General features: G+C 70.5%; 26 protein-coding genes and 2 tRNA genes. 18 read left to right on the top strand and 10 right to left on the bottom strand.

The window, feature by feature from the left end:
• The first annotated feature begins 96 nt into the window (after nt 1–96).
• Complete coding sequence (locus ACFY0D_RS35170) at nt 97–843, top strand: SDR family oxidoreductase (protein ID WP_390801980.1); 747 nt, start codon at nt 97–99, stop codon at nt 841–843.
• Between the two features lie 388 nt (nt 844–1,231).
• On the opposite strand, the gene ACFY0D_RS35165 is transcribed toward ACFY0D_RS35170, so the two are convergent.
• Nucleotides 1,232–1,402: a chaplin gene (locus ACFY0D_RS35165; protein WP_390802025.1), complete on the bottom strand. Its 171-nt coding sequence runs from the start codon at nt 1,400–1,402 to the stop codon at nt 1,232–1,234.
• 447 nt (nt 1,403–1,849) lie between these two features.
• On the opposite strand from ACFY0D_RS35165, the gene ACFY0D_RS35160 reads away from it, so the two are divergent.
• The 11 genes from ACFY0D_RS35160 to ACFY0D_RS35110 all read left to right on the top strand — a co-directional run bounded on the left by ACFY0D_RS35160 (nt 1,850) and on the right by ACFY0D_RS35110 (nt 11,443).
• Nucleotides 1,850–1,968: transfer RNA gene (locus ACFY0D_RS35160), tRNA-Gly, on the top strand.
• 661 nt (nt 1,969–2,629) lie between these two features.
• On the top strand, nt 2,630–3,418 hold the full coding sequence (locus tag ACFY0D_RS35155; protein WP_390801979.1) for a hypothetical protein: 789 nt from the start codon (nt 2,630–2,632) through the stop codon (nt 3,416–3,418).
• 352 nt (nt 3,419–3,770) lie between these two features.
• Nucleotides 3,771–5,309, top strand: coding sequence for an ISL3 family transposase (locus ACFY0D_RS35150; RefSeq protein ID WP_390801978.1), 1,539 nt, complete (start codon nt 3,771–3,773; stop codon nt 5,307–5,309).
• Between the two features lie 452 nt (nt 5,310–5,761).
• Nucleotides 5,762–6,055, top strand: a complete 294-nt coding sequence (locus ACFY0D_RS35145) for a hypothetical protein (RefSeq protein ID WP_390801977.1) — start codon at nt 5,762–5,764, stop codon at nt 6,053–6,055.
• Between the two features lie 276 nt (nt 6,056–6,331).
• Nucleotides 6,332–6,997, top strand: coding sequence for a glyoxalase (locus ACFY0D_RS35140; RefSeq protein ID WP_390801976.1), 666 nt, complete (start codon nt 6,332–6,334; stop codon nt 6,995–6,997).
• A gap of 106 nt (nt 6,998–7,103) precedes the next feature.
• Nucleotides 7,104–7,517, top strand: coding sequence for a VOC family protein (locus ACFY0D_RS35135; RefSeq protein WP_390801975.1), 414 nt, complete (start codon nt 7,104–7,106; stop codon nt 7,515–7,517).
• A 155-nt stretch (nt 7,518–7,672) separates the two neighbouring features.
• Complete coding sequence (locus tag ACFY0D_RS35130) at nt 7,673–8,113, top strand: YdeI/OmpD-associated family protein (RefSeq protein ID WP_390801974.1); 441 nt, start codon at nt 7,673–7,675, stop codon at nt 8,111–8,113.
• An 82-nt stretch (nt 8,114–8,195) separates the two neighbouring features.
• The gene (locus ACFY0D_RS35125) at nt 8,196–8,657 is read left to right on the top strand and encodes a DoxX family protein (protein ID WP_390801973.1); all 462 of its coding nucleotides are present in this window, start codon (nt 8,196–8,198) and stop codon (nt 8,655–8,657) included.
• Between the two features lie 328 nt (nt 8,658–8,985).
• Entirely contained in the window at nt 8,986–9,828 is an 843-nt protein-coding gene (locus tag ACFY0D_RS35120) for a hypothetical protein (RefSeq protein ID WP_390801972.1), read from the top strand.
• Between the two features lie 241 nt (nt 9,829–10,069).
• Nucleotides 10,070–10,609 carry a hypothetical protein gene (locus tag ACFY0D_RS35115; protein WP_390801971.1) on the top strand — a complete coding sequence of 180 codons (540 nt, stop codon included), beginning with the start codon at nt 10,070–10,072 and terminating at the stop codon, nt 10,607–10,609.
• Nucleotides 10,610–11,119: 510 nt separating this feature from the next.
• Nucleotides 11,120–11,443: a hypothetical protein gene (locus tag ACFY0D_RS35110; RefSeq protein ID WP_390801970.1), complete on the top strand. Its 324-nt coding sequence runs from the start codon at nt 11,120–11,122 to the stop codon at nt 11,441–11,443.
• A 329-nt stretch (nt 11,444–11,772) separates the two neighbouring features.
• Here the strand turns inward: ACFY0D_RS35110 and ACFY0D_RS35105 are convergent, their stop codons facing one another.
• A complete protein-coding gene (locus tag ACFY0D_RS35105) occupies nt 11,773–11,976 on the bottom strand; it encodes a cold-shock protein (protein ID WP_030832902.1) in 204 nt (67 codons plus the stop codon).
• A gap of 340 nt (nt 11,977–12,316) precedes the next feature.
• Between ACFY0D_RS35105 and ACFY0D_RS35100 the strand changes: the two genes are divergently transcribed.
• The 4 genes from ACFY0D_RS35100 to ACFY0D_RS35085 all read left to right on the top strand — a co-directional run bounded on the left by ACFY0D_RS35100 (nt 12,317) and on the right by ACFY0D_RS35085 (nt 14,276).
• The gene (locus tag ACFY0D_RS35100) at nt 12,317–12,772 is read left to right on the top strand and encodes a DUF3995 domain-containing protein (protein ID WP_390801969.1); all 456 of its coding nucleotides are present in this window, start codon (nt 12,317–12,319) and stop codon (nt 12,770–12,772) included.
• Entirely contained in the window at nt 12,765–13,277 is a 513-nt protein-coding gene (locus ACFY0D_RS35095) for an RNA polymerase sigma factor (RefSeq protein WP_390801968.1), read from the top strand. Before ACFY0D_RS35100 ends, ACFY0D_RS35095 begins: the two co-directional genes overlap by 8 nt.
• The gene (locus ACFY0D_RS35090; protein ID WP_390801967.1) at nt 13,274–13,726 is read left to right on the top strand and encodes a hypothetical protein; all 453 of its coding nucleotides are present in this window, start codon (nt 13,274–13,276) and stop codon (nt 13,724–13,726) included. The genes ACFY0D_RS35095 and ACFY0D_RS35090 overlap by 4 nt, the downstream gene beginning before the upstream one ends.
• A gap of 343 nt (nt 13,727–14,069) precedes the next feature.
• Nucleotides 14,070–14,276 (top strand): cold-shock protein, encoded by a 207-nt coding sequence (locus ACFY0D_RS35085; RefSeq protein WP_390801966.1) that lies wholly within the window; start codon nt 14,070–14,072, stop codon nt 14,274–14,276.
• A gap of 190 nt (nt 14,277–14,466) precedes the next feature.
• Here ACFY0D_RS35085 and ACFY0D_RS35080 read toward each other — a convergent pair whose 3' ends face one another.
• Together ACFY0D_RS35080 and ACFY0D_RS35075 are read right to left on the bottom strand one after the other, a co-directional pair.
• Nucleotides 14,467–15,171, bottom strand: coding sequence for a hypothetical protein (locus ACFY0D_RS35080; protein ID WP_390801965.1), 705 nt, complete (start codon nt 15,169–15,171; stop codon nt 14,467–14,469).
• Nucleotides 15,172–15,473: 302 nt separating this feature from the next.
• Nucleotides 15,474–15,737 carry a hypothetical protein gene (locus tag ACFY0D_RS35075; protein WP_390801964.1) on the bottom strand — a complete coding sequence of 88 codons (264 nt, stop codon included), beginning with the start codon at nt 15,735–15,737 and terminating at the stop codon, nt 15,474–15,476.
• A gap of 321 nt (nt 15,738–16,058) precedes the next feature.
• On the opposite strand from ACFY0D_RS35075, the gene ACFY0D_RS35070 reads away from it, so the two are divergent.
• Nucleotides 16,059–16,244 (top strand): hypothetical protein, encoded by a 186-nt coding sequence (locus ACFY0D_RS35070; RefSeq protein ID WP_390801963.1) that lies wholly within the window; start codon nt 16,059–16,061, stop codon nt 16,242–16,244.
• Between the two features lie 16 nt (nt 16,245–16,260).
• Here the strand turns inward: ACFY0D_RS35070 and galE are convergent, their stop codons facing one another.
• From galE to ACFY0D_RS35050, 4 genes are all read right to left on the bottom strand, one after another.
• Nucleotides 16,261–17,256 carry a UDP-glucose 4-epimerase GalE gene (gene galE, locus ACFY0D_RS35065; protein WP_390801962.1) on the bottom strand — a complete coding sequence of 332 codons (996 nt, stop codon included), beginning with the start codon at nt 17,254–17,256 and terminating at the stop codon, nt 16,261–16,263.
• Between the two features lie 165 nt (nt 17,257–17,421).
• Entirely contained in the window at nt 17,422–17,895 is a 474-nt protein-coding gene (locus ACFY0D_RS35060) for a hypothetical protein (RefSeq protein ID WP_390801961.1), read from the bottom strand.
• A 260-nt stretch (nt 17,896–18,155) separates the two neighbouring features.
• The gene (locus ACFY0D_RS35055) at nt 18,156–20,498 is read right to left on the bottom strand and encodes a hypothetical protein (RefSeq protein WP_390801960.1); all 2,343 of its coding nucleotides are present in this window, start codon (nt 20,496–20,498) and stop codon (nt 18,156–18,158) included.
• Nucleotides 20,498–20,572, bottom strand: a tRNA-Gly gene (locus ACFY0D_RS35050). The genes ACFY0D_RS35055 and ACFY0D_RS35050 overlap by 1 nt, the downstream gene beginning before the upstream one ends.
• Before the next feature lie 421 nt (nt 20,573–20,993).
• Between ACFY0D_RS35050 and ACFY0D_RS35045 the strand changes: the two genes are divergently transcribed.
• The gene (locus ACFY0D_RS35045) at nt 20,994–21,884 is read left to right on the top strand and encodes a phosphotransferase enzyme family protein (protein WP_390801959.1); all 891 of its coding nucleotides are present in this window, start codon (nt 20,994–20,996) and stop codon (nt 21,882–21,884) included.
• 220 nt (nt 21,885–22,104) lie between these two features.
• Here the strand turns inward: ACFY0D_RS35045 and ACFY0D_RS35040 are convergent, their stop codons facing one another.
• On the bottom strand, nt 22,105–22,806 hold the full coding sequence (locus ACFY0D_RS35040; protein WP_390801958.1) for a hypothetical protein: 702 nt from the start codon (nt 22,804–22,806) through the stop codon (nt 22,105–22,107).
• A gap of 833 nt (nt 22,807–23,639) precedes the next feature.
• Nucleotides 23,640–24,551, bottom strand: a complete 912-nt coding sequence (locus tag ACFY0D_RS35035) for an SAM-dependent methyltransferase (protein WP_390801957.1) — start codon at nt 24,549–24,551, stop codon at nt 23,640–23,642.
• Nucleotides 24,552–24,594: the final 43 nt, after the last annotated feature.

Raw genomic sequence — 24,594 nt, 5'->3', positions numbered from 1 at the left:
CGAAGGGAGCTCTACCTGGTGTTCCGGCCGGCTGGTGCTCTGGATGTGTCGCCCGGCCACAAGGGCCGGCACACCATCCGAGAAGGAAGCACCGTCATGAACCACACCGTCCCGTCCTCCGCCCGCAAGATCGTTCTGGTGACCGGAGCATCCGGTGGCATCGGCGAGGCGACCGCCCGCCACCTCGCCGCCGAGGGTCACCATGTCGTCCTCGGCGCCCGGCGCACGGACCGCCTGGACGCTCTGGTCGCCGAACTGACCGAGGCCGGCCACGGTGCCGAGTCCGCGCAGCTGGACGTGACCGATCGCGACAGCGTGGAGGCCTTCGTCTCCGGCGCGCTGAAGCGCCACGGTCGCGTCGATGTTCTGGTCAACAACGCCGGCATCATGCCGCTGGGCTTCATGCAGGAGCTGCGCGTCGACGAATGGGACCGGATGATCGACGTGAACCTGCGCGGTGTGCTGTACGGCATCGCGGCGGTCCTGCCGACCATGGGTGAGCGCCGCTCCGGGCACATCATCAACGTCGCCTCGACCGCCGGGCACCGCGTGGACCCGACCGGGGTCGTGTACTGCGCGACGAAGTTCGCCGTACGGGCGGTGTCCGACGGGCTGCGCCAGGAGACCACCGACCTCCGCGTCACCGTCGTCAGCCCGGGCCTGACCAAGACCGAGCTCACCCACTCCGGTGGCAATGACGAGCAGCAGGGCGCGGTGCGCTCCGCGCTCGAAGCGGTCGGTATCGACGCCTCGGCCATCGCCCACGCCATCGGCTACGCCATCGCCCAGCCGGACGACGTCAACGTCAACGAGGTCATCGTCCAGGGCACGGGACAGGCCTGACGCCGCGTCGGGCGGACTGGCCGCTCGTGCGGCCACCGGCCTTGGCCCAAGCGCCACCGCTGAACCAAACCACCTCACCACAGGTCGCCGGCTGAACGGACTCGCTCCCGTCGCCATCGGCGGCACCTCGCCTCCCTCCGGTGCGAGGTGCCGCCGGTGCCCCGGCCGCCGGACCCGTGTCTGCGGGTGACCGGCGTGCTGCGGCGCTCCCGGCCGACCGCCACGCACAAAACGACATTCCACAGCGACAGCCCAGCCCGCGCCGCCCGGCGTGAGGCCGGCAGGGTGAACGCGCGTGAGCGCGGCCGACCGGGGAGGAAGCCGGGGCCGCGCTCACGTGTCACACGGGGAACCGGCAGGGCTCCCCGGGTGCGCTGCTGGGGCTGGATCAGGCGTTGACGCAGGTGTTGCCGAAGGACGGGTTGAGCAGAGCGATGATGTTGACGGTGTTGCCACAGACGTTGACGGGAACGTGGACCGGGACCTGGAGGAGGTTCCCGGACAGAACACCCGGCGAGCCGATGGCCGCACCGTGGGCACCGGCGTCGGCGGAGGCCATGCCCGCAGCGCCGAGGAGGATGGCTCCGGTCGCGGTGATGACGGCCGTGGTCTTCTTCACTGGGGGTCTCCTTCAGGATGTGCGTCGAAACGGTGAGCTGAGCGGGCGCCGGCCGTGGGCCGGGCAGACAGGCCCATGCCGGGCGCTTGTCCCCTCCAACCGCGCCATCGGGTGTATGGACACGGTGGTCGACCCGTTCGGGTGCCGCATTTACGCCGGGCTGCGCAAACCCGACCCGAAAGCCTTCCCCCAAGCCCTTCCCCCAAGCCCTTCCCGCAAGTCCTTCCCCCGCCCGGCTGACGCGACCGCAGCGTCGGCCGAAGCCGCCTGCCAACTTCTGTGGGCCCATGGCAGTGGTCTTCGGCTTCCCGGATAAAGGATTCGTCCGCGGAGAACGGTGTCTCTACCCTGAGTCGCAGCGGGAGTGCGCGCATTCCCGCAGGTTGCGGTGCCGTGGCAGAGCGGCCCATTGCGATCGCCGTGGGCGAGGTCCCTCCCACGGCGACTGACGGAGACGGAGCGGACCTGCTCCCATCTGTCCGCGGGTTCAAATCCCGTCGGCACTGCGGCCGGCCTGGACTTGGTCCAGCGCACCGACCTGCCGCATCGCGCCAGGTCCACAGAAGTCGGGCCAGAGCCGCCGCTACTCGCGCAGAGAGCCAGTGGGATCGCCGGCAAGAACCAGCGGGACCGGCCGTGGCTCCGTGTGAGGCCGCGCGGCTGTTCACGGCGCTCGTCGACGAGCGCGTGCCCCTGGGGCATGGGCCAGGTCACCCGGAGTTCTGCACCGCTGTGGTCGTAGCGGGTGAACTCGCGTGGCCCGTCGGGCTGGGTGTCCGGCGGGCGTACTGGTGGTGCTGGGCGCGGCCCGGGTACTTCGCGAAGAACGCGTTCGCTGTCTCCCGGCTGCCGTTGTCGATGACCCGGCCGGGACGGTCTCCGCCTCGGTCGCTTCAGGCGTCCCCGGCGCAAGGACGCGCAGACACTGACGGTGCTGGGCGATGCTCCGCTCAGCACCGCCAGGCTCGTACGGCATCGTCTCCCGTTGCCGCGTGGGCCGCATCGGGTCCGGCCGGTCATCCGCTCCGCCAGGGGGACTAATTGCCGGAAGCATATGCGCGTTGTGGCCGGTTCCGCCGCTGAGGGTCCCTACCGTGGCCTGCGCAACGCAGGCATGGCTCAAACGCCCGTCCTGCTCTCCGTGTACCGACCACGAGAGGAGTGAGCGTGAAAGCTCGCTTCGGCATGAAGCGGAAAGTCGTGTTGGGGGTGACGGCGCTGATCGCGATCGCCGCCGGCGCTGTCCCGGCCTCCGCCCTGACCGGCGGAGGTCAGGGAAGCTCGCACCACTGGGGCGTCATCACCCGCAACACCATCGGCTCTCCCGTCGCTGCGCTGAGGGACGGCCCGTACGGATCGTTCGGTGTGACGGGGACCGCCGCGAGGCCGCCCTACGGCCGAGGCAGTCTCGGAATCGAGGTTGCGGACCGCTCCACTTCCCTCAATCCGCCCAGTGAGAAGGTCAGCTTCGGCAACGAGGTCGACTTCTACGGCAAGCCGGTCCTTGGCGCCCAGGGTCTGAACCAGGTCGGTTTCCACGTCTTCCAGACCGGCGAGAACATCTCCTACGGCGGTCCGACGAACATGCCGAACGTTACGTTCGAGATCAATCCGAACCTCGCCGCCACGGCCACCACCTACTCGTCGATGGTGTGGCTGCCGCCGGCCTCCCCGGTGACGAACGCCTGGAGTGGCTACCTGGACGCCACCACGACCGGTACGTGGTTCCTCACGGGCAGCGCGGGCACCGCGACCGGCTGCAGCCTGGCGACCCCGTGCCCCTTCCCGCAGCTGAAGATCGCGCTCAACGACGGCGGCGCACAGCCGGCCATCTACACCGCTGCGGTAGGCAAGGGCCGCGACAACATGTGGATCGGCGCTGTCGACGGCCTGCGGATCAACAAGACCATCTACGACTTCGAGGCTTCCGGAGTCAAGACGCGTCGCGCCGGCTGAGTCCTGACCGGCAGGGCGTTGTCGGCCGCAGCCGTGAGGCTGCGGCCGACGTTGCGTGTCCTGCGCGCTCAGGAGCAGGACCAGGGCCTTGGAGCAGGCGGTCCCGAGCCCGGTGGCCACCTCTTCGGCGGACACGCCGCCGTCGCACAGCGCGCCGGCCGCCTCCCGCCCGGCACAGGCGATTCCGTGATGCGTGCGCGGTGAGTGATCTCCGCTGGGGAGCCGGTGGGGCCGGATGTGGGTCTCAGGTGCAAACGGTGGGGCAGCCACGTCGGATCGAGTGCTGGGCAGCGCAGGAACAGTGCGACGAGCCGGCGCCCCCCAGGTACTACCGCTCGAGGGGATCGACGATGTGGATGTCGAGGCGGTGACGGCCGCGTTCGGCACGGTCGAGGTGGTGGCGAGAGGCCGCGCGGCGGGGGCTGAATGTCCGGACTGCGGCCGCGGCTCGGACCGAGTCCACGACCGGTACCAGCGCAGGCTGAACGATCTTCCGCTCGCTGAACAGGGCTCCGTGATCCGGCCGACGGTCCGGCGCTTCATCTGCGGAGGGGCGGACTGCCCGCGCCGGACGTTCGCCGAGCCGTTCTCGCGGCTGGCCGCCCCGCACGCACGGTTCACCACGCGGCTCAACCACGCCCTGGAGCGAGTGGGGCCCGCGCTGGCCGGGCGGGCCGGCGCTCGGCTGGCTGCCCAGCTGGGCTTCGGCGCGGGACGGATGACCTTGTTCCGCAGGGTCATGGCATTGCCTGATCCGCAGTTCAGCACGCCGCGCGTGCTGGGCGTGGACGACTTCGCGATCCGCCGCGGTCAGACCTACTCCACGGTCTTGACCAGCGTCGAAGACCATCGCGTGGTCGATGTGCTCCCGACCCGTGAAGCCGGGCCGCTGGCCGCCTGGCTGATCCGCCACCCCGGCGTGGAGATCATCTGCCGGGACCGGGCCGGCGCCTACGCCGAGGGCGCCCGGCGCGGTGCCCCCGACGCTCTGCAGGTCGCCGACCGGTTTCATTTGTGGCAGGGCCTCGGCCGGGCCGTTGAAACCTGCGTCGCCGCCCATCGCGACTGCCTGCGCAGTCCTTCGCCCAGCGGCATGCTGCCGGAGGCCACCCGACTGGCTTCCGGCCGGCCGCAGGACGACTCGGCGCCCGTCGGCCGCCGGGCCGAGCGAAAGAAGGCAGCACACGCCCTGGTTCACGAGCTCCTTGCCCAGGGCCACTCACGCCGCGCGATCGCCCGGCACCTGGGCTGGGGCCTCAACACCGTCCTCCGGTACGCGAACGCCGCACGCTGGCAGGACACCTTCCGCGAGAACCGGCCCCGGCCCAGCAGACTGGACCCCTACAAGCCCTACTTGGAGCGGCGATTCGCCGCAGGATGCACCAGCGTCACCCGACTGCACGGCGAGCTGGTTGCCGAGCACGCTCCTGTCACCTACGGCATGGTCCGCGCGCACATCGCCACTTTGCGCGGGGCTCCGTCCGAGGCGCCGCCCCGGCCGCCGACGGTGCGACAGCTGACCGGCTGGCTCACCCGGCACCCCACGACCCTGACAGAGGAAGACCGGGCCGGCCTGAAGGAGGTCTTGGCCCGCTGCCCCGAACTGGACAAGGCCGCCGGACACGTCCGCGACTTCGGCGAGATACTCACCGACCGCCTCGGCTCCACACTCCCCACCTGGATCGACGCAGTCGACGCCAGCCAACTACCCGGCCTCACCGGCTTCGCACTCCACCTGCACCGAGACCTCAACGCCGCGACAGCCGGCCTCACTCTCAACTGGAGCTCCGCCAGCATCGAGGGCGCCGTCAACCGCATCAAGAAGATCAAGCGGCAGCTCTACGGGCGAGCCGGATTCGACCTACTCCGCAAGATGATCCTGCTCCAGTAACACTCCGCGACGACTCCCCGAGATCTGTGCCAGAACCGAGTTGCGAGAGCGTCTGTGCCCGGGGACGAGAGCACCCGCTGCCCAGCAGAACGGTATTGCCGAGTTTCAGCAGCACCTGATCGCCTGACTCGGAACGCTGTCGTGTGCCGTTCCGCCGGGGGTGGGCGCCGCGCCTGGCAGTGCGCCGCGTACGGTCGGCGAATGCACGATGAGCGAGAGCACCGGCAGGCCACCCTGCCTGCTGACATCACCGACGGGGCTACGGAGGCCGAAGCGGTGGTGTTCGTGTGCGCAACATGCAGCGCCCCCCCCTGACGGGGCCACTCACACGGCTGCCCGAAGTGCCCGAGGCTCCCTCCTACGCCTGGTGGGACGCAGATGAGCAAGGCCCGTCGCCGGCGACCGTGCCGTCAGGCTGCTTCGCAATCGAGACGGAGCCGTACGGTGGGCCCTTGGTCGTCGCCCAGGCGCCCGGGCCGGTGATGCCGCGCCACGGAGGCCACTGGAACGTGGACGGGAAGCCCTTGGTGTCGCAGGGCCCGCGAGGCAACATCGTCATCAACCCGGACGACGCCTGCGGCCTGGAGCTGCGGCATGCATCCCCCGCCTGCTGCGGAGCGACCCCGGATGGCGGAATGAACCAGCTGTGCGCCTGTGGAACCCTCGTCGCGACGCTCTGCTCCGACTGCTGCCTGCCGTACGAGCTCCATCTCTCAGCCGACCACGTCCGAGCGGTTCGCCCCTGAGTCGGGCACGGGCCGCCGCTCCTTCTCACCGGCATTCCAACGTCGGCCGGGGAACGGTCACCACCCGCCTCACCGAGCTGGCCGGCGTGCCGCCCGGGGCCTTCCTTCCGGTGCCAGGTGGCGGATGCGGTGGCCGACCATGGCCGATGCTGCGGGTACGGCGCGCGATGCGGGGGCGGCGATCCAGGTGGAGGGGATCCCGACGTGCGCGGCGAAGCAGGTCTCAAGACCGGTCAGGAATCGAGAAGCCCCGGCCGCCGCGCAGCCCCTAGCGTGATGGTCATGGCAACCACCAGTTCCACCGCAGCCAACACGTCCCTCGCGTCCGTCACCCTTGAGGTGGCCGACCCCGAGGCCGCTCGCCGCTTCTACAGCGCCTTCGGCGTGGACGCGTACATACGCCTGCGGGCGTCCGAGGCGCACACCACCGGATTCCGCGGCTTCACCCTGGCGCTCACAGTGGCCGGGCCGGCCACCGTCGACGGCTTCGTCGGCGCTGCCGTGGACGCCGGCGCCACGGTGCTGAAGCCCGCCGCGAAGTCGCTGTGGGGCTACGGCGGCGTCGTCCAGGCCCCGGACGGGACGATCTGGAAGATCGCGACGTCGGCGAAGAAGGACACCGGCCCCGCCACCCGCGAGATCGACGAGGTCGTCCTGCTGATCGGCGTCGAGGACGTGAAGGCCACCAAGCAGTTCTACGTCGGCCGGGGCATGGCCGTGGCCAAGAGCTTCGGTGGCAAGTACGCCGAGTTCGCCCCCGGTCAGTCCAGCCCCGTCAAGCTGGCCCTGTACAAGCGCCGTGCCCTTGCCAAGGACCTCGGCGTCCCCGCCGACGGCACCGGCTCGCACCGCATCGTCCTCGGCAGCACCGCCGACGCCTTCACCGACCTGGACGGGTTCGCCTGGAAGGCTGCCGCGTCGCTCGCCCCCACACAGTCCTGACTTCCGGCTCTGTCCTACCGGTTGACCGGCGGCACGCGCCGATGTGACAGCCGGGCCCTGGCCCGGATGTCCGGCACACATACCTCACCAGTGCAAGGAGTCAGGCATGAAAGCGCACGTCAGCTCGATCCTCCTCGGTGTCCGGGACATGGACCGGGCCAGGCGGTTCTACACCGAGGGGCTCGGATGGAAGATCAGGAACGACTACGGCATCTCGGTGTTCTTCGACTCGGACGGCGCCTCGCCGGTCGGCTTCTACGGTCGCGAGGGTCTGGCCGAACAGGTGGGCACGGACCCGGAAGGCAGCGGCTTCAGCGGGCTGGTTCTGACCTACGTCGTCCGCAGTGAGGCACGGGTCGAGGAGATCATGGCGGAGGCCCGGAAGGCCGGTGCCACGATCCTCAAGCCCGCCGGCGCTCTGCCGTGGGGCGGGTACGGCGGCACCTTCGCCGACCCGGATGGCTATGTCTGGAGTCTTGGCTACAGCGCCCCGGGAACCGACCAGCCCTACGCCGAGTAGCCGCGATCCCTTGCCTCGCAGCCGTCCAGGACACGGCGATGGTCCGGGCGGGAAGTGGGAGCGGCTAGCGGGGCCGGACGGGCCGGATCCGCGGCGGACCGGATCCGCGGCGGACCGGATCCGCGGCGGGCCGACAGAACGACAGGAGAAAGATCATGAAGTTTTGGGCCCATGTCGAGCCACCCGAGCCCATGCGGGGCCTGGAGGTTCCGCCCGGGGTGGTAGCAGCGCTCGGCGGGGGCGCGCGGCCGCCAGTGACGATCACGGTCAACGGGCATTCCTGGAAGAGCCGGATCGCCATCATGCGAGGCCGCCACCTGCTCGGCCTCAGCAACGCCAACCGGCAGGCCGCGGGGGCCACGATCGGCGAGGAGGTCGAGGTCGAGGTCGAGCTGGAGCTCGACACCGAGCCGCGCGTCCTGGTCGAGCCTCCGGACTTCGCCCGGGCCCTGGACGACGACCCGGTCGCCCGCTCCGCGTACGACAACCTTGCCCACAGCCGCAGGCACGAGCATGTGCGCGCCATCGAGAGCGCGAAGAGGCCCGAGACGCGCCGACGGCGTATCGAGAAGGCCATCGACACCCTGCGGGGCTGACCCCCGAAAGCAAGGACTCCGGCGGCACTGCAATCGCCGTGCGGAGGCCTGACCCTGCCCAGTTCCCCCTGAAGGGACACGTATGTCGAAGCGATTCATGACCGGTCTGTACTGGTTCCTGGCCTTTGAGTTCGCGCTGGGCGCCGTGACCAAGTACTGGCCGGGCGACACGATGTTCAGCTCGGCGTACTCCGCGAAGTTCGCCGATTGGGGTTACCCGTCCTGGATGCGCTTCGTGGTCGGTGCCCTGGAAGGTGCGGCCGCCGTCCTGCTGGTGATCCGCAGTAGGAGAACACGCTTCCTGGGTGCCACGACGCTGATGTTCGTGCTCACCGGCGCGGTCACCACCCACATCGTCAACCACGACCCGGCGGTGGAGAGCTGGGCCGCGCCGACCCACCTTCTGATCATGGGCATGCTCGCGCTGGCCAATTGGCCTGCCGACTGGCGAGACCTCCTGCGGGCTCCTGCCGCGCCGGCAGTCCGAACACCACGTCCGTCCGACGAAGTGACAAGGGCGCAGCACCTTGGACGGAATCCCTGACCGGCGACCAGGCGGGGCTGCACCCCGGCTAACCTGCCTTGTGGGGGGCGAGGGAGGAGTGTCTGGTGGGGTGGGTCAGAGGATTAGCGGTCGGGGCGGCCGTGGTGCTGACGGTGGCAGGAGCCGCCGGGTGTACGGGCGGCAGCGCCAGTGGCGGGCCGTCGGATGCGGGGGCCGAGCCATCGGTCGCTGCGCCGCCCCCGCTGGTGATCACGCAGGCGGAAGCCGAGAAGGTCTTCAGCCGGTTTGAGTGGGAGCGCCGCACCCCGTCGGGGTGGAAGGATGCCGATGCCGTGGCCAAGGTCGCGACCGGTCCACTGGCGACGGAGTGGAGAGCGAGCGCCGCCGTACGCGCGGTGTGGAAGGCCCCGAACCCGTGGTGGCCGGGCTGGTGGATCCGGCGTTCGTGATTCCCGCGGAGCGGGACCAGTCGGCCTACCCGAGGTTTTTCGTCACGCTCAGCAAGGCGAACGGACGGGAGGACGGGCCGGCCACGGCGCTCCACTACTTCATGCAGGAAGCGCCCGGCGGCGAGTGGAAGGCAGCTGTGGAGACGTGGGTGGCCACAGCGGCGTCGGTGCCGCTGGACAGCGAGAACGTCTGGTTCTCGGCGACGACGGTGCAGCTGCGGAAGATTCCGGTGGCAGCCGTCAGTCGCGATGCGGGGGCGGCGGTACTGTCACCGACCGCGGCAACGGACCGGGAAGTGTGCGGGCGTTTCGCGGAGTACATGAGCTTCACGACCCCGGACAAGCCGACGAGTGAACCGTTCGCACCGGGGCCCCTGACCGACGAACTGGTCGGGAGACTAAGTGAAAAGGCGAAGCAGCCGACGTTCAATGGGAAGATCACGTACGAGCACGAGGTGACCGGTCCGCAGCTGCCCGTGCTGAAACTGGACGACGGGAGCTCACTGGTCGCCTGCCCGCTCGTGCGTGCAGAGGAGGTGAGAGGCAGGAACGCGGCAGTCTCGTTCACGTTCGACAACACCTCTGCCCGGGGTGCGTTGCTGGATGCCGACGGCACGTGGTGGCGCAGCACGGACGCGCGACTCAGTCTGACCGCCCTGATCGAACTCCCGCCCGCCGGCGCCCCCGGCCCGGCCCAGGTGGCGGCCTGCAACTGCGTTGACCCGCAGCTGCTGGGGGTGACGGGGAAACGCGCCGACTGAACCGTGCCGACCCCCACTGGGCGCCGCGGCGCGGGCCTGGCGCCGGTGGGCGGTGTCCTTCGCGTGCGATGCGGATGGATCGATCCGGCGGGCAGCTCGTCGGCGAAGGCTCCCGCCCGGCCGCGAGCGTCCCCGGAGTGACCCGGCACGGCGAGGACGTCGGACGGTGGCTCGGGCTTGTGCGCCGCGGTGGGTCGACGCCGGTGCGCGGAGGGGGTCGAGCGGCGTAGCGTGGCGCGGTATGAGCGAGGTCGTGGAAGCCAAGGGTCCGATGGTTCCGCCGAGTTTCCCCCCGAAGTCGCCGCCGCCGCAGAAGAAGCCGGTGGAGCCGCCGCGGCCGCAGCCGGCGACGAAGCCGAAATCGCTCACCGGGTCGCCTGCGCGGCTGGTCGTCACCAGTCGGCGGGCAAGGGTGCTGGCCTTCCGCGCGGACCAGTGGGCGGCCAAGAAGGCCGCCGGACAGGCCGCGCTCGCCATCGCCGAGTGGAACTACCCGCTGCTCGACGAGCACGACTTCCTCAAGACAGTCCACGGCCTGGTCCACACGGCCGTGGCAGCCGGAGGCAAACGCGTCAGCGTCCACCTCGCCGACCAGGACTCGAAAATCCTCGTCATGGTCCTCAACCACCAGACCGACGACCAGAAGGACGCGGGGCCGGTGCCGGCGGACGTGGTGGTACTGCGCACCGTCGACGCCTGCGGCACCCACACCGACCACGACGGCCACGCCTGGTGGGCACTCCTGGACGCCGCACCCCGGCCGAAGAAGCGCCTGGCATAGCACCACAGGCCGAGCTCAGGGGAGAACCCGGCCCGCCCCCGCCTGTCATGGGGACCAGTCGGCGACGCGACGGGACGCCGCCCCGCCAGGGTGCAGCCCGAGTACCGGGCGGAACCCGCTTGCCGGCCACAGCCGCCCTGGCGGACGAGCACACTCAGCGCACTCCCAGTGGCGCCAGGGCGTGTCTTCCGGATCTTGCCGGGCCCCGCGCTGCCCGGCAGGCACCGCACGTCGCTGCGTTGTCGGGCGCGCCGCCGATCCGGAGGGTACCCGTCAGTAGGGTCTCAAATGAGCCTGGCTACAGTGGTTTTGACTGACCGCCGGCGGCGTTCGAGGCTGGCGGAGAGCGTGCGTGCGGCGGTGTGCTGTCATGCGCGGGAACGAAGGAAATCACGAGTCCGATACACAAGCGCATCGGTGCGGTCCTCGGTTCGTCCGCCCTGTTCGGGTGACCTCGCGCCCGACATCGACGTCTCGGTGTCCACGACCGGGGTCTCGGGTCATGCTGCGATGTCGGCGGACGGATCGCTCACAGTCCACATCACCAGCCCCCGGGACGGCCACGACATGGGCTTCGTCCGGTGGAACGCGGACCCGCAGCCCGCGCCGGACATCCCGGGCGACTCCCTTGTCGCCAAGGACATCAGCCCCGACGGCTGGGCGGTCGAGGCCGAGCTGAGCAACGGCCGCATCGCCTCCACGCGCGGCCACAAGGCGATCTGCATGAAGGTCGTATCCGGCAACTTGCCCGAGGGTCACCCCTACAAGCTGCGTGGGTGCGTCGTGAAGGGCAGCGAGCGCCAGCGCACCCCTTGGCGCCCGGTGCACGCCTGATCTCCTGATCCGCCGAAGGGCCGGGCCGGGCCGCTCAGCGGCCCGGCCCGCACCCCGGGCAAAGGCTTCCGACGAGGGGCCTTGGGGACCATGCAGATCGTTGCCCTCGACACCTCGGCCCCGTACGGCCTCCGGCCGACCACGCGCGCAGTCCTGGCGGAACGCCGGGGCGGGCCGTCGTCGCGCGGCTTGCCCCACAGCACCGAACACCGCACCGGGATCTGGATCGGCAACCAGAAAGCCCGCCGCGACCGGCCCGACCGGGCGCAGCTCGCCGAGCTCGGCCGGGCCAGGGTCGGGTTCCGCGGCAGCGGTCAGGCGACAACGGATCAGATGGGGCGGACCTGCTGCGCCTGGGGACCCTTGGGGCCCTGGCCAGTGGTGAACTCCACCCGCTGGTTCTCCTCAAGCGACCGGAACCCGGACGCATCGATCTCGGAGAAATGCACGAACACGTCCGGAGTACCGTCATCCGGCGAAATGAACCCGAACCCCTTCTCCGCGTTGAACCACTTCACAGTCCCCTGAGCCATGACACGCCTTTCCGATCCGCCCCAGCCCGCGAACACCGCGGCCGGCAGCAACCCGTTACTCCCCCACCCCGCACAGGCGAAACACCACCGGAGAGTGAAAGAGACGGGACCGGGCACGACACGGCCGGGCCAGCTCCGCAGGCACTGCGCGGGTCCTGCTCGCGTTCCTTCGCCCTGCCGTTGACGCACTTGACCGCCGCGGCACGGAAAGCCTGCTCGGCAGCCGGGTCCCGGGTGGGCCTCACGCGCCTCCGAAAAAACTGCGTACTCCGAGGGAACGTTTCGCTCGGAAGGCTCCTCACCAGGGCGACGGAATCCCCTCGCCGACGTAGGAGAACCCATGCCGTACCGGCCCGCTGCCCCCGCCCCGACCCGCGCCGCCGCGCTCGTCGCCTCGGTGCTCACCATGGACGCCGTACTCCACCTGTACTGGACGACGGGAGCCACATGGCCCGCGGCCGACGACAAGAGCCTGTCCCACGCAGTTCTCGGGACGGAAGTTCCGTTCACCCCACCGATCCTGCTTCCTCTGGTCGCCCTGCTCCTCACCGCCGCCGCCTTCGTCCTCGCCCTCGCCCACTCGCGCCGGCCCCGCCCTCTGATACTCCGCGTCGGTACCCTGGCCGTGGCCGCGGGCCTCTCACTGCGGGCTTTGGCGGGCATCTACTGGCTGTTCGCCAAGGAGACCGGCACCGCCTTCCACTGGCTCAACCTCGTTCTCTACACCCCGCTGTGTGCCGTCCTGGCCGTCGCCGCTCTGCGCGTGGCGCGGTGGAAGGATACGGCCCGTGTCTGATCAACAACCCGATGACCGGACGGTCCGGCTCGTGCGAGCCGCCCAGCGTGGCGACACTCTCGCCATGGCCGAACTCCTCGACGTCCTCGCCCCGTACGTGAGCCGCGTCTGCGCGCCCATAGCCCTGGGCCAGGGCGCGGACGCTGCGCAGGAAGCCCTGGTGGCGGTCTTCAAGTCGCTGCGCACACTGAAGGAGCCGGCCGCACTGCACGGCTGGGTCCGTGCCATCGCGGTACGGGAGGCGATTCGCACCGCGCACCGCGCCGCCCGCACCGTACCGGCCGATCTCAGCGCGCTCCCCGCCCGCGGCGACCCGCAACTCTCCGCCGACATCAGGGACGTACTGGGCCGGCTCTCCCCCGAACACCGCGCGGTACTGATGCTGCGTGACATCGAGGGCCTCGACGAGCGCACCGCCGCCGCCCTGCTGGGCGTGCGCACCGGCACCCTCAAGTCGCGGCTGCACCGGGCCCGCAACACCTTTCGGAAGGCGTGGACGTCATGAACGAGCCCTGGCTCATCACCGACCTTGACCCCGTACGCCGCCTGCACGCCTTGGCCGGCGGTATTCGCGGCGCCTACGTCACCGAGGCGCACATCGAGGCCCCCTTCGAACGGGTCTGGTCCCTGCTGGGCGACCTGGAAGGCACCTTCGGGCAGGTCGTGCCCGACATGGAGCGGCTGCGCGTCGTCCGTCGGCAGGGCAAGCATGTAGAGGCGCTGGCGCGCAGCAGGTACGGAATGCGGGCACGACTGCGCGGGGTGCAGCAGCCCGGCTGGTGCTGGTTGCAGAGCCGGTTCCTGCTGCTCGGCGTGGCGGCGGCGCCGGAAGGCCCGGGCACGCGGGTGGCGTTCACCGGCGGCGTGCGCCTGCCGGCCCACGCCGCTCTGATCCCCCTGGGCGTACGCCGTGAGGGCAGCCGCAGCGTTCAGCGCCTGACGGCCTTGCTGTGACTGTGGAGCCACCGAGTCGGCGGTGATGCGGTCGAGGCGGCTTGTCCATGGCCCGCGCCCGCAACGGCACCCTGTACGCGGCCCCGCGCCCGACTCCCCGGACCCTTCACCGCAAGGCGGTCAGAGCAGGGCGACCACGCCGTGCCCGGAGGCTCGGAGCGTCGGGGTCGCCGTAGTACCGGTCGCCGCCCGGACAGCTGCGGGTGACGGGGGTCCTGTCGTCGGCAGGGGCGGCGGGCGCGGCGGGCACGGCGAGCGCGGACGTGTGATGTGTGGTGCGGATGGGCACGATCAGGACCGGCCGCACACCGCGGCCCGTGCGGCACGTCGACAAGGGACACCGATGGCAACAGGCATTGTGAAGTGGTTCAACGCGGAGAAGGGGTTCGGCTTCATTCAGCAGGACGACGGCGGACCCGACGTGTTCGTCCACTTCTCCGCCATCCAGACCACCGGGTTCAAGGAACTCGCCGAAGGCGCCAAGGTCGAATACGACGTCACCCAGGGACCCAAGGGACCCCAGGCCGAAAACGTGGTGCCGCTCCGCTGACCGACACCGCACCCCACCCGCCCCGCCCCGCCCCGCTCATGACAGGAGCCCCCGGCCGGAACACATCCGGCCGGGGGCTCCCGCACGAGGACCCCACCCCGGCGATGGCTGTCGCGGAACGCGGCCTCCGGATCGCCGGATCGCCGGATCGCCCGGCAGCCTGTGGTCGGACGCCCGCCGTCGGGCCGTCTCAGGCCAGGACGTTCACGGCCCTGGCGACGACGAGTCCGAGGATCATGAGGGAGAGGACGGACTGGAGGGTCATGACGCTCTTGGCCCAGGGGGCGAGTGGCATGACGTCGGTGGGGCTCAGCGCGGTGGAGTTGGTGAACCCGAGGTAGAGGTAGTCGACGTAGTGGGGGCGCCAGTGCGGGGCGTTCAGTTCGGGGCTGAGCTGTTGGGGGAAGGCGAGCGCCGGAGTGGGGAGCATGTGGTGGGCCCGCGCGGCCGGTCCGCCGCTGTCCAGTTCGAAGTACAGCAGGGAGAAGGCGAGAACGGTGGAGGCCCAGACGCTGCCGCCGGCCAGCAGGAGGGCGTTGGCGGAGCTGGTCTCGTGCCCGCCGTGGATGAGATCGTCGATCAGCCGGACGGTCGACCAGATGGCGCTGCCCACGAGCACGACGACCAGAGCGACCGCCACCGAGCGCAGGACGGTGGAGCGCCGGCTGATCCGCCCGGGGTCTCCCGAGATCAGCGCCACCAGCAGGAGGCCTTCGGCCAGGGGAAGCGCCCATCGCGGTCCAAGACGCAGGTCGTCGGGCAGAAGCAGGGTGAGGACCGCAGAAGCGATGACCGCCGCGGCCATCGGCCAGCGGCTCTCGGTGCGGACAGCAGATCTCGGCCCCGGCTCGCGCGGGCTCATACGGTCCGTTTCGGAGGGGTTCTGTCGGGTCACGGCCGATTGCCTCCCGGGCCCGGCGGCAGCTCAGATCGCATGTGCCGCCGAGCTCATACGGCGTCGGCGTTGGGGATGCTGCCGGTCGTCCTCGGTGTCGGATCCATGTGCCGCTCCTCGCAGGTGAAGGCGTACGGGGCGGGCGCCCCGACGGCCTCGACGACCGCTCCTGGGACGCTCGCCCGAAATGACGCGGCGCCGGACCTCGGTTCCACCGTAGACCGGGGTGATCAAGGCCTGCGGCCGACACGCTCCGCAACGCCCCGCTCCTGCCGACGAGGCGGACTCCGTGGTGCGTGCGGTTACCCGTCCTGCGCGGTCAGGAGCAGGAGCAGGACCAGGGCCTTGGAGTAGGTGCTGCCGAGCGCGGTGGCCACCGTCTCGGCGGACATGCCGTCGTCGCGCAGCGCACCGGCTGTCTCCCGGCCGACGCGGCCGGCGATCCGCTCCGGCACACCGGCGGCGCGCAGCGCGGCCAGTGGCGAGGCCGCGGCGGTGGCGGCCAGGAGCGCGGCCAGTGGCTCGGGCAGCGGTACGGCGGTGCCGCGCCATCCGCACGTGCACACCGCCCGGAGGGCCTCGGCGCGCGGGCGGCGGGCCCGGCCGTCGTAGGCGCCACGGTGATCAGAGTGCTGGTGAGAGCGTTGTCGCCGAGCGGGGAGCCGGTCACGACGGCCGTGGCCAACAGGACGGCGGCGGTGCCCTCAAGGGTGGTCGCGGCGCGACACCGAAACCCCGCTCCAGCGCCTGGTCAACAGCAGCACGAACTGCTCGGTGGTGCCCACCGTCCTCGCCGCGCCCGGCGAACAGGAGCGGCGGCCCATCCATCGGCCGGGGTTCAGCGAGGGCGGCTTCGAGGCCCTCGACGTGCTCGCCCGGCACCCCGCGTGTCCGCCGCCGCCCGTGTCCGGGACCCGTTCCTCCTCAGCGACCGGCCACCCCACCCGAAGCTCGCCGAAGTCGTGGGCAGCGCCGCGCGCCTGTGGGACACCGCGTGGCCGGCTCCCGCCGTGCGGTACCTGCTCGCCCTCGAATCCCGCCTCCACCCGGCCCGGAACGCCCGGGAAGGGTGAAGGCGGGAAGGACGGATCAGTCCTTCAGCAGCTCGTCGCGCACCGCAATCCAGTCCAGGGCGGACCGGATGCCCTCTTCCACGGACAGCTTCGGCGTCCACCCCAGCAGCTCGGCCGCCCGGTCGCTCTTGGTGTAGCCGCCGGCGACGTCACCGGGGCGGGGCTCGGTGTCGACGGTGGCCAGGGGGGTGCTGACGACGTTGTTGAACGCCGCGCACAGCTCCCGGACGGTGGTACCGGAGCCGGTGCCCAGGTTGATCGCGATCGAGCGCTTCGACTCCGTGAGGATGGAGTCGAAGCGCTCGATCGCCGCGACGTGGGCGGCGGCGAGGTCCCAGACGTGTACGTAGTCCCGGATGCCCGTACCGTCGCGCGTCGGGTAGTTCGTACCGGTGATCGGGAACGGGCGACCTTCCCGGTGCGCCTGGATGAGCACGCCCAGGGCGTGGCTGGGACGCCTGAGCTGCAGGCCCGTGCGCAGCTCCGGGTCGGCCCCGACCGGGTTGAAGTACCGCAACGACAGCACACGCGGCCCGGCCACAGCGATGTCGGCGAACATGCCCTCGCACACGGCCTTGGTCCGCGCGTAGGGGCTCTGCGGCGCCAGCGGCGAGTCCTCGTTGACGGGCGAGCCGTCCTCGGCCTGGTAGATGGAGGCCGAGGAGCTGAAGATGATGCGGTCGCAGCCGTTGCGGTGCAGGTGGCTGACGAAGGACAAGCTCTTGCTGACGTTCGCTTCGTAGTAGCCGATCGGGTCCGCGACGGACTCGGGCACCACGATGAGTGCCGCGCAGTGCACCACGGTGGAGATGTCCGGGTGTTCCGAGAAGATCCGGTCGATCAGCGTGCCGTCCGCGATGTCGCCCTCGTAGAAGGTGCGGCCCTCGGTGAACTCTCTGCGGCCTCGGACCAAGTTGTCGAGGATCACGGGGGTCATGCCCGCGTCCAGGCAAGCCGAGGCGACCGTGCTGCCGATGTAGCCGGCACCTCCGGCAATGAGGACGGTTGTCACGATGATCTCTTCCCGATCGTTCGGACCTGACTGGCCAGGCTAACCGATCGTTTCAGGATGAGTTGAGTGTGGATCTTGTGCCCGATCTTGGTCGGCAGGGTGTTCGGAGCGGCTTACGTCACCGGCACGGCAGCGAAGTCGGGTTCCTGCCCTTGGGGGCTGCACTCAGGTGAGGTCGAAGGTGCCGTTCGCGGAGCCGTCTCGGTCCGGTGCCTCCGTGAGCGAGAGGGTGCCGTTCTCCGCCTCGACGACTCGCACCATGATCCCGCCGCGATCCTCGCCGGGAAACGCGATGGAGAAGTAGGGATCCATCTCCATGAGGAAGTCCCAGCCCTCGCGCTGGGTCGTGTCGAGGGCGTTGGCATGCCGACCGGTTGCCCGCAACGTGCCGACCGCGTCGACAGTGACGGTGATGTCGATGTCGTACATCTCAAGGCAAGTCGACTGATTGGCCCACCATTCGAGGCGGGCCTGACCCACGAATCGATCCATGAGCACACTATGCACGGTGCCTGGTGCTGTGACCGGACGGGCGAATCTGTGAAGCTGCCCGCCGTCCTGGGTCAGGCCCACCCGTTCGTAGCCCAGGCGCTCGTACCATGCGGCGGCCGGTGCCCCGGGGCAGACGGCGCGTTCCATCACGGCGAAGGTGCGGTGCCCGTCCTCGCGGGTGGACTCTTCCGGCAGGTCGGTGTCCAGGAATCCGGACCACCATCCGGTGGTGGACGCGAGGGGAAGGCCGTAGGCGGCTTCCTGCCGTTCCGGGGAACGGCGCAGCCGCGACGCGGCGGCGCGGTGATGCCCGGCTGCCGTGAGCGGCTCGGCCTGTGCCGAGGCGCGTTCGGCGGCCCGCCGGGCACGGTCCGGCCTGGACCGGGGAACGGGTTCACGGGGAGGCTCTACTTCAGCACCTCGTCGGCGCGCATCCAGTGCCCGTCGGCGCTCCACCCGAGCAGCCGACGGGCACGGCCGTGCTCTCCCGTGCCGTCCGCTCCGAAGGAGGCGCCCGCCGCCACCAGGCGCAGCCCGGCGAGGGCCGGGGCCAGCCGCGCCTGGACGAGCGGTGGCCGGCGCACGATGTCCGTCTCGATCCACGCCAGCACGGCCGCCCGCTCGGTCTCCTCGCACAGGGAGAGGTGGAACAGCATCTGTCGCCATGCGTACGCGGTGTCCTTGATGGTGGACAGCATCGGTTGGCCCGCCATCCGGTTCACCAGGCGGCACACCATGTCGAAGCAGTCCCGGGCCAGTGCCGCCCAGCCTGTCGGCGGGGCGATCCTCACCCGGGCGGCCAGGGTGGCCAGGTTGTGGGTCGTGAGGATCTGGGCCTGTTCGATCACCATGCCGTTCACGGCCGGCCACCAGCTCAGCCCGTCGGTCCCGGCACGCTCGGCGCACAGCTTCGCGAACTCCTCGGCGCTGCGGGACGGCCGGCCGCGCTGCGCGGTGTCGGCGGCATGCGCGACCGCCATCCGGCGCAGCCGCGCGTAGTCGATGGCGTAGTACCGCTCGTACAGGCTCCCTTCGAGGAGGTCGGCCGCGATCCGTGCGGCCACGAGGAACTTCGGGCTGAAGGTCCCCATGAAGATGTCGGCGGCGAGCTCCTCCACGAACGGCGTGCCCAGCTCGGCCTGTCGGCCCAGGTGTGACAGCTCCCGCACCAGCGGATTGGGCAGCACGGTCGCGGGGAAGGCGGACACGGCCAGCTCGCCGAGCCGGCGCAGTGCCTCCTCGGCCTGCTCGTGGGCGCCCGCGTCGGCGTTCCGGTGCGCGGAGACCGCCCGCAGCCACGGGAGTTCCTCGATCCGCACCTGGTGCTGGAGGTTCAGCAGCAGCAGGGAGCGGCGGTTGCGGAAGGCGCAGTAGGTGCCCGCCATCAGGTTCCGTAGCGGCTTGTCGGCGTACTGGTCGGCGGTGACAGCGGCGACGAGCTGCGGCACGAGCTCCGCGAGTACCTCGGCGGACGGCACCACTCCGCGCGCCACCAGCTCCTCCAGCGGGGCGCTGAGCGCGGTGCGGACGCAGTTCCCGATCGCCGGGGGCACGGCCGCGCCCACGGGCAGGCCGGTCTCCAGGGACTCCTGCTCGCTCACCGGGGCCAGCGGCGTGTCCACGTCGGCAGTTCCACCGGCCTGGTCGAGCCGGGAAATACGGCGCAGCACCAGCGCGGCCAGCGCGTGGTGCGAGGGCAGCGCCGCCTGATGGGCCTGGATCCGGCGCAGCCGGGTATGCCCGGGAGAGCCGGGTGCGCCGCGCTTGGTGACCATCGAGGTCACGGCCACGCGCAGCAGTCCGGCGAGCCGGGGTGCCAGGACGCGGCCCGCGAGCTCCTCTTCCAGGGCCCGGCGCAGGATGGCGGCGTTCGACTTCGGGTCCAGGTGCTTGGTGCAGCGGGTGTGCGCGGCGGCGAGGGACCCGTAGCGGGCCAGCAGAGCGGCGCCGTCCGCCTGCCAGCGCGGGCGGGGCGTACCCGAAGCGGCCTCCAGCCGGTGGGCGAGCAGCTCGTCCTCGAAGGGCGCCCAGACGGTGAGTGCCTCCCGCTGGGTCTCCACGGCCGCGTTGGGCCGGCGGCGGGCGAGCGCAGCCGCGGCGTCGCCGACGGTCCGGCGGTGCACGGCGCCCGCACCGGGGGTGGGCCGGTCGGTGGGGCGCGGCAGGAAGCGCAGCCGGTCGGCGAACGGGCGCAGCACGGTGACGAGTTCGGTGGCGGCGTCGAAGTCCCCGGCGCGGACCAGCCAGGCCACGGTGGCCAGCGCGGCCTCCTCCGGCACGTGGATCTCGTAGTGCCCGCTGTCCAGCAGGGACCAGAGGCGGACCAGGCCGTCGTCGGTCAGGAAGTGGGCGAAGAGCTCCGACCGGGTCGCCGGTACGCCGGCCAGCCGGGCGGCTTCCTCCTCGTACGGCAGCAGTGGTCCGCCGGCCGTGGCGGAGCCGGTGGCGAAACCGCCGGTGACCACGTCCGGGGTCACCCAGGCGGGCAGGGCAGCCACCGGGGTGCGCGATCCGATGGCCAGGGAGCCCGAGCTGATGCCGGACAGGACCTGACGCCACTGCTGAGCCCGGAAGCGGGCGCGCTCGCGCGTGGCGGTGTCCTCGTGGAGGACGGAGGTCCGCACGGCCTGGGCCAGCCGGCCCGCGGCGTAGGAGGCGGACACGGACACCGGTGCGGCCTCGGACACCGCCTCGGCGGTTGCCTTCGAAGCGGACCGGTTCGGGAGCTGCTTGTCAGCGTGTGCGTTCATGGCCGACGCGGCAGGTTCTGCCCCTGCGCCCTCCGGGTAGGAAGCCCGGCGCTCTGCTGCTGAGCTACACGTCGTGGTCGTGGTGTGAACCTATGCGGTGGACCGGCGCCTGCACAAAGGCTTTGTCGTGTGTCCCGCCGGGGGTCCCGGTCGGCCCCGGCGTCCCCGCACGTTCCGTTGGCGCGGGCGGGCCCACGCGGACTCGCTGCCGTGACGGCCGTGCCCCCCTCAGCGTGTACATGGTGTCCGGGATGGCGGGTGTGGTCGGGGAAGTTGCGAGCCCGCGGATCTCAGCGGGCGACAACATGGGGCGGCCCGCTGCGGTCCGGAAGCCGGGACAGCCGTGGGCGCGGGGGAGCCGGGGGGGGTGCCCACAGGTCGGGGGACGGGGCCACGAGCGGCTCGATCGCCGCCCCGGCCTGATCAGCCGCCCAGCTCTTGGCCAATCTGCCGACCTGTCGGACTGTTCCAGCCCATGGGGACTAGCGTCTGGGTATGGCTCTCACTGCGGCTCGCCTGAACCAGTCACGTGTCGTACTTCAGCACATAGTCGAGACAACCGGGCTTTCGGCGGCAGGCGCGAAACCCTTGCGGTTGGAGGAGAACGATGTCTGGCTCCTGCCATCGGTGGGAGTCGTACGGATCGCCCGGCCTGGCCGTGAACGGGCTGCCGCTCGTGAGGTTGCCGTCGCACGCTGGTTGGCCGATCAGGGCTTTCCGGCGGTTCGCCCGCTATCGCTTGAGCAGCCCGTCCACGCAGGAGGGCGCGCGGCGACGTTCTGGGAGGTCCTTCCACCTCACCGCCCGGATACTGCAGGTGAACTGGCACCCCTCCTGCGCGATCTCCACCGGCTTCCGGTACCGGACATTGAACTTGGGACCCTCGACCCCTTCTTCCGTATCGCTGAGCGGCTGGAAGCGACACAGCTGCCGACCCCGGCCGAACGTGCCTTTCTCCATGACCGTCTCGACAAGCTCCGCGCAGATTGGCGCCGGCTCCCCGAAGGTCTACCCAGGTCTGTCATTCACGGCGATGCCTGGGGCGGCAACTGCGCGATCACCGCTGACGGGCCGGTCCTCTTGGATTTCGAGTGGACCTGCATAGGCCCCCCGGAGTGGGACTTGACGTACACGGCCGCCGCGCAAGACACCTTCGGCAGCGTCATCGAGGCAACCTACAGGCGATTTGTGACGGCGTACGGCCACGATGTCCGGTCTTGGGAGGGCTACTCCACCCTCCGCGCCATCCGTGAGTTGCAGCTGGTTTCCTTCGCCCTGCAGATCGCCGAGCAGGACCCGGCCGCCCGCACTGAGGCCAGGCATCGAATCGACTGCGTAAGGGGCCGGGGAGGGGCCCGGCCATGGGGGTGGACAGCAGTCGGCTGACGACCTCGCACATGGTTTCCAGGGAGACTCCGAGAGCCCCGGGAGCTGGGCATCCATCACCAGAGATCGTTCTTCGCTCACCAGGCCGCCTCGTCCTCTGCACCGTTCAAACCTCAATCTCAACCTCAGCCTCACGATCCGTGACCTTTTCGACGACACCCCCTGGCGATACTTGGGCATCGTCGGTCTCGTGAACTCGACGCCCGTCTCGCGCTGTCGGTCAGACCCGCTGCATGGCCTTGAGGTCGTGCAGCGTCAGCTCATTCGTGGCACGGTGGGCCGGGCCGCTCTGTGTCCAGGACAGGATCGCGGGATGCGCCTTCTCGTAGAGGGCACCGGCTGCCGTGTTCCGTCCGTCAGTCTCGGCGACCTGGCTGAGGTAGGCAGCCAGGGCGTGCGGCCCTCCGCCGCGGTATCCGATGCCGTAACCAAGAGCGCGGCGTTGCGGCAGGATCGACAGGAGTCCCTTCGCGGTTCGGGCCCAGAACAGGCCGCGGCTGACGATGAAACGGCTGAAGGTGTCATCGGGGCGGAGATCAAGGGGGGCGTACGTCCGGTAGGTCCACTGGTCCACGCCATCTTCGCCCGGGCGTTCGAAATGCTCGCCCACGACGGGCAGTCCGAACGCGGGGTCGTAGAGGGTCCGACGGCACGCGCAGCCCGGGTCGCGGACGGCAGACGGGCTGTTCTTGTCCTCTTCGACGCACGGGTGGAAGAGGGCCGGGATTTTCTCTGGCTCCACGAGCATGCAGTGCATTGCGTTGGGCTCACAGCGGACCAGCCTGCTCACCCACTCCTCAGCATGAGGTGTCCGGGGCTCGATGGACACCTCGCCATTCTGCGATGCCGAGGCGATGCCCAGCCGTGCCTCGGTGATGAGGACGAAGTTCAGATAGCCATTCGTCGGATCGGTCAGGTTCAAGTCGGGAGCCTGGTAGGTCAACGTGGCGCTCCAATGCAAAGTGTTCCTGATGGTTCGGGAATGGATACGGGGTCAGATCGTGTCGTGCTCCAAGCGTGGGGTGAAGCAGGATCCAGGAACTGTTCGCTGTCGGCCGGCTCAAGCCCGATCTCTTGCAAGACGGCGGCCGGGTCCCGGTTCGACCCGGTAGTGGGCGGAGGCCCCGGCTACGGGTGTGGGGCCTGGTCCGGTGGTGCCGGTCCCGCACTGCGGTGTCAGGTCCGCCGTACGGGACCGGCGGCTTTGGGGGGTGTCTTGCCGATCGGGCCGGGCTCGCGGGGGCTGGTGGAGGGCGGCCCGCTGGGAGTACCAGGTGGCCGTGGAAGCAACAACCACACTGGCCGGCGCCACGTCGTTCAGGACTGCCATGCCGGCTCCTCACGGACGAAGAAGGAAAGCGAAGACACCCGACGCGTCATCCGCCCACCATGCTCTCCGCGGAGAGCATGGTGGAGAAGCCTCCGGTTGCTGATCACCGTGCGGCTCACGGCCACGATGCCCTCGGCCGTCACGTTGGCCAGGGCTCGCCGTGCACGGGCGAGCGCCGCCTCGGCGAGTGGGCTGACCGTCTCCTGGTCCGGGCGGACCAGTGCGTACGGGGAGTACGCGACTGCCGCGGCCCGAGCGGCCGCCTGGCGGCTCTCTGCTTCCCACGGCGGTGTCGTCAAGGGACCGGACGACCGGTGTCCGGAGCGCGTAAACCGGCTGGGGCACGCGGCGACGGGCGCATTGGCGATGGTGTTCGCGGTCACCGCACGTGCGGTGACGACCGACAACCCTCGTCGGCAACAGCTTCACTGCGAAGGTCCTTCCGTTCTGGTGCGGGCGATGCGAGGGGGTTTCACCGCGATGCCGGCGTAGGCCGACGACAGGTGGACGGGGTCCTGGTACCGGCTGTGCTCGCGGTGGTAGCGGGCGGCCGGGGCCAACGCCACACGAGCGCCGCCGCGCAAGTCCGGCCATGCGCCGAAGAGCGGCCGCAGAGTGCTCAGGCGGCGCTGCCGGTAGGCAATCCCGTGGGCCCGGTACACGGTGGGTACCCGCCGGACTCCCGGGGCGCGAAGCCGCGCCGTGGCGTGGCTGACGGACACGGCGCTGTCGGCCGGAAGCAGGTCCCGCAGGTCGGCCATCAGTTCCTGTACGGGGCCGTCCTCGATCCACGGCAGGACGTCGTGCAGCAGGACGGCAACCGGCGAGGCGAAGTCCAGGAGCCGGCCGCTGGTCAGTCTGCCGATCAGGGATCGCATGTGGGTGATGTCGGCGAGGACGGCCGCCGGTTCCGGACCGCTCGTGCGCCCGACGTACAGAACGCGGGAATGAGCGATCACGTCGTGATCTACGTCGACGTATACGACGCGTGCTTCCGGCTGAACGCGGTGGGCGATCTCGTGCGTACTCAAGGACAGAATCGCCGGTACATCCTGACGCCGGGACGGCGGGAAGCCGGATCCCAGGTCCAGGAACTGGGTAAAGCCACGCTCGGCAAGGCAGTGCACGCTCCACGCCCCGTACTCGCGGGTGATGTCGACCGCGGTCTGCTGGAGCGGGAACGCCTCACCGATCGCGGTGGCGGCGAGCACGTCCGCCTCGTAGAAGTCCTTGCCACGTGCCCACACGTCGTGAACCCGCGAGGGCCGGACCGACCGGAGGGCGTCTTCCGTCGGGGCGGGGATGCCGACGGCAAGCCCTTCCTCGATGAGATTCACGACCACTCCTGCTCACGGGTGAGTGCGGGATCCGGCGGTACAG

The sequence above is a fragment of the Streptomyces sp. NPDC001502 genome (genome assembly GCF_042894785.1).
Lineage (GTDB): Bacteria > Actinomycetota > Actinomycetes > Streptomycetales > Streptomycetaceae > Streptomyces > Streptomyces kutzneri.
This window is presented reverse-complemented; position numbering and strand designations above follow the sequence as displayed.

Excerpts from the sequence above, each read along its gene's own strand:
- ACFY0D_RS35130 (WP_390801974.1), top strand. The coding sequence starts at position 7,673 with ATGAAGTTTTGGGCCCATGTCGAGCCACCCGAGCCCATGCGGGGCCTG.
- ACFY0D_RS35100 (WP_390801969.1), top strand. The coding sequence starts at position 12,317 with ATGCCGTACCGGCCCGCTGCCCCCGCCCCGACCCGCGCCGCCGCGCTC.
- ACFY0D_RS35115 (WP_390801971.1), top strand. The coding sequence starts at position 10,070 with ATGAGCGAGGTCGTGGAAGCCAAGGGTCCGATGGTTCCGCCGAGTTTC.
- ACFY0D_RS35105 (WP_030832902.1), bottom strand. The coding sequence starts at position 11,976 with ATGGCTCAGGGGACTGTGAAGTGGTTCAACGCGGAGAAGGGGTTCGGG.
- ACFY0D_RS35170 (WP_390801980.1), top strand. The coding sequence starts at position 97 with ATGAACCACACCGTCCCGTCCTCCGCCCGCAAGATCGTTCTGGTGACC.
- ACFY0D_RS35060 (WP_390801961.1), bottom strand. The coding sequence starts at position 17,895 with ATGGAACGCGCCGTCTGCCCCGGGGCACCGGCCGCCGCATGGTACGAG.
- ACFY0D_RS35085 (WP_390801966.1), top strand. The coding sequence starts at position 14,070 with ATGGCAACAGGCATTGTGAAGTGGTTCAACGCGGAGAAGGGGTTCGGC.
- ACFY0D_RS35135 (WP_390801975.1), top strand. The coding sequence starts at position 7,104 with ATGAAAGCGCACGTCAGCTCGATCCTCCTCGGTGTCCGGGACATGGAC.
- ACFY0D_RS35110 (WP_390801970.1), top strand. The coding sequence starts at position 11,120 with ATGTCGGCGGACGGATCGCTCACAGTCCACATCACCAGCCCCCGGGAC.
- ACFY0D_RS35125 (WP_390801973.1), top strand. The coding sequence starts at position 8,196 with ATGTCGAAGCGATTCATGACCGGTCTGTACTGGTTCCTGGCCTTTGAG.
- ACFY0D_RS35090 (WP_390801967.1), top strand. The coding sequence starts at position 13,274 with ATGAACGAGCCCTGGCTCATCACCGACCTTGACCCCGTACGCCGCCTG.
- ACFY0D_RS35140 (WP_390801976.1), top strand. The coding sequence starts at position 6,332 with ATGGTCATGGCAACCACCAGTTCCACCGCAGCCAACACGTCCCTCGCG.
- ACFY0D_RS35055 (WP_390801960.1), bottom strand. The coding sequence starts at position 20,498 with ATGAACGCACACGCTGACAAGCAGCTCCCGAACCGGTCCGCTTCGAAG.
- ACFY0D_RS35165 (WP_390802025.1), bottom strand. The coding sequence starts at position 1,402 with ATGGCCTCCGCCGACGCCGGTGCCCACGGTGCGGCCATCGGCTCGCCG.
- ACFY0D_RS35045 (WP_390801959.1), top strand. The coding sequence starts at position 20,994 with ATGGCTCTCACTGCGGCTCGCCTGAACCAGTCACGTGTCGTACTTCAG.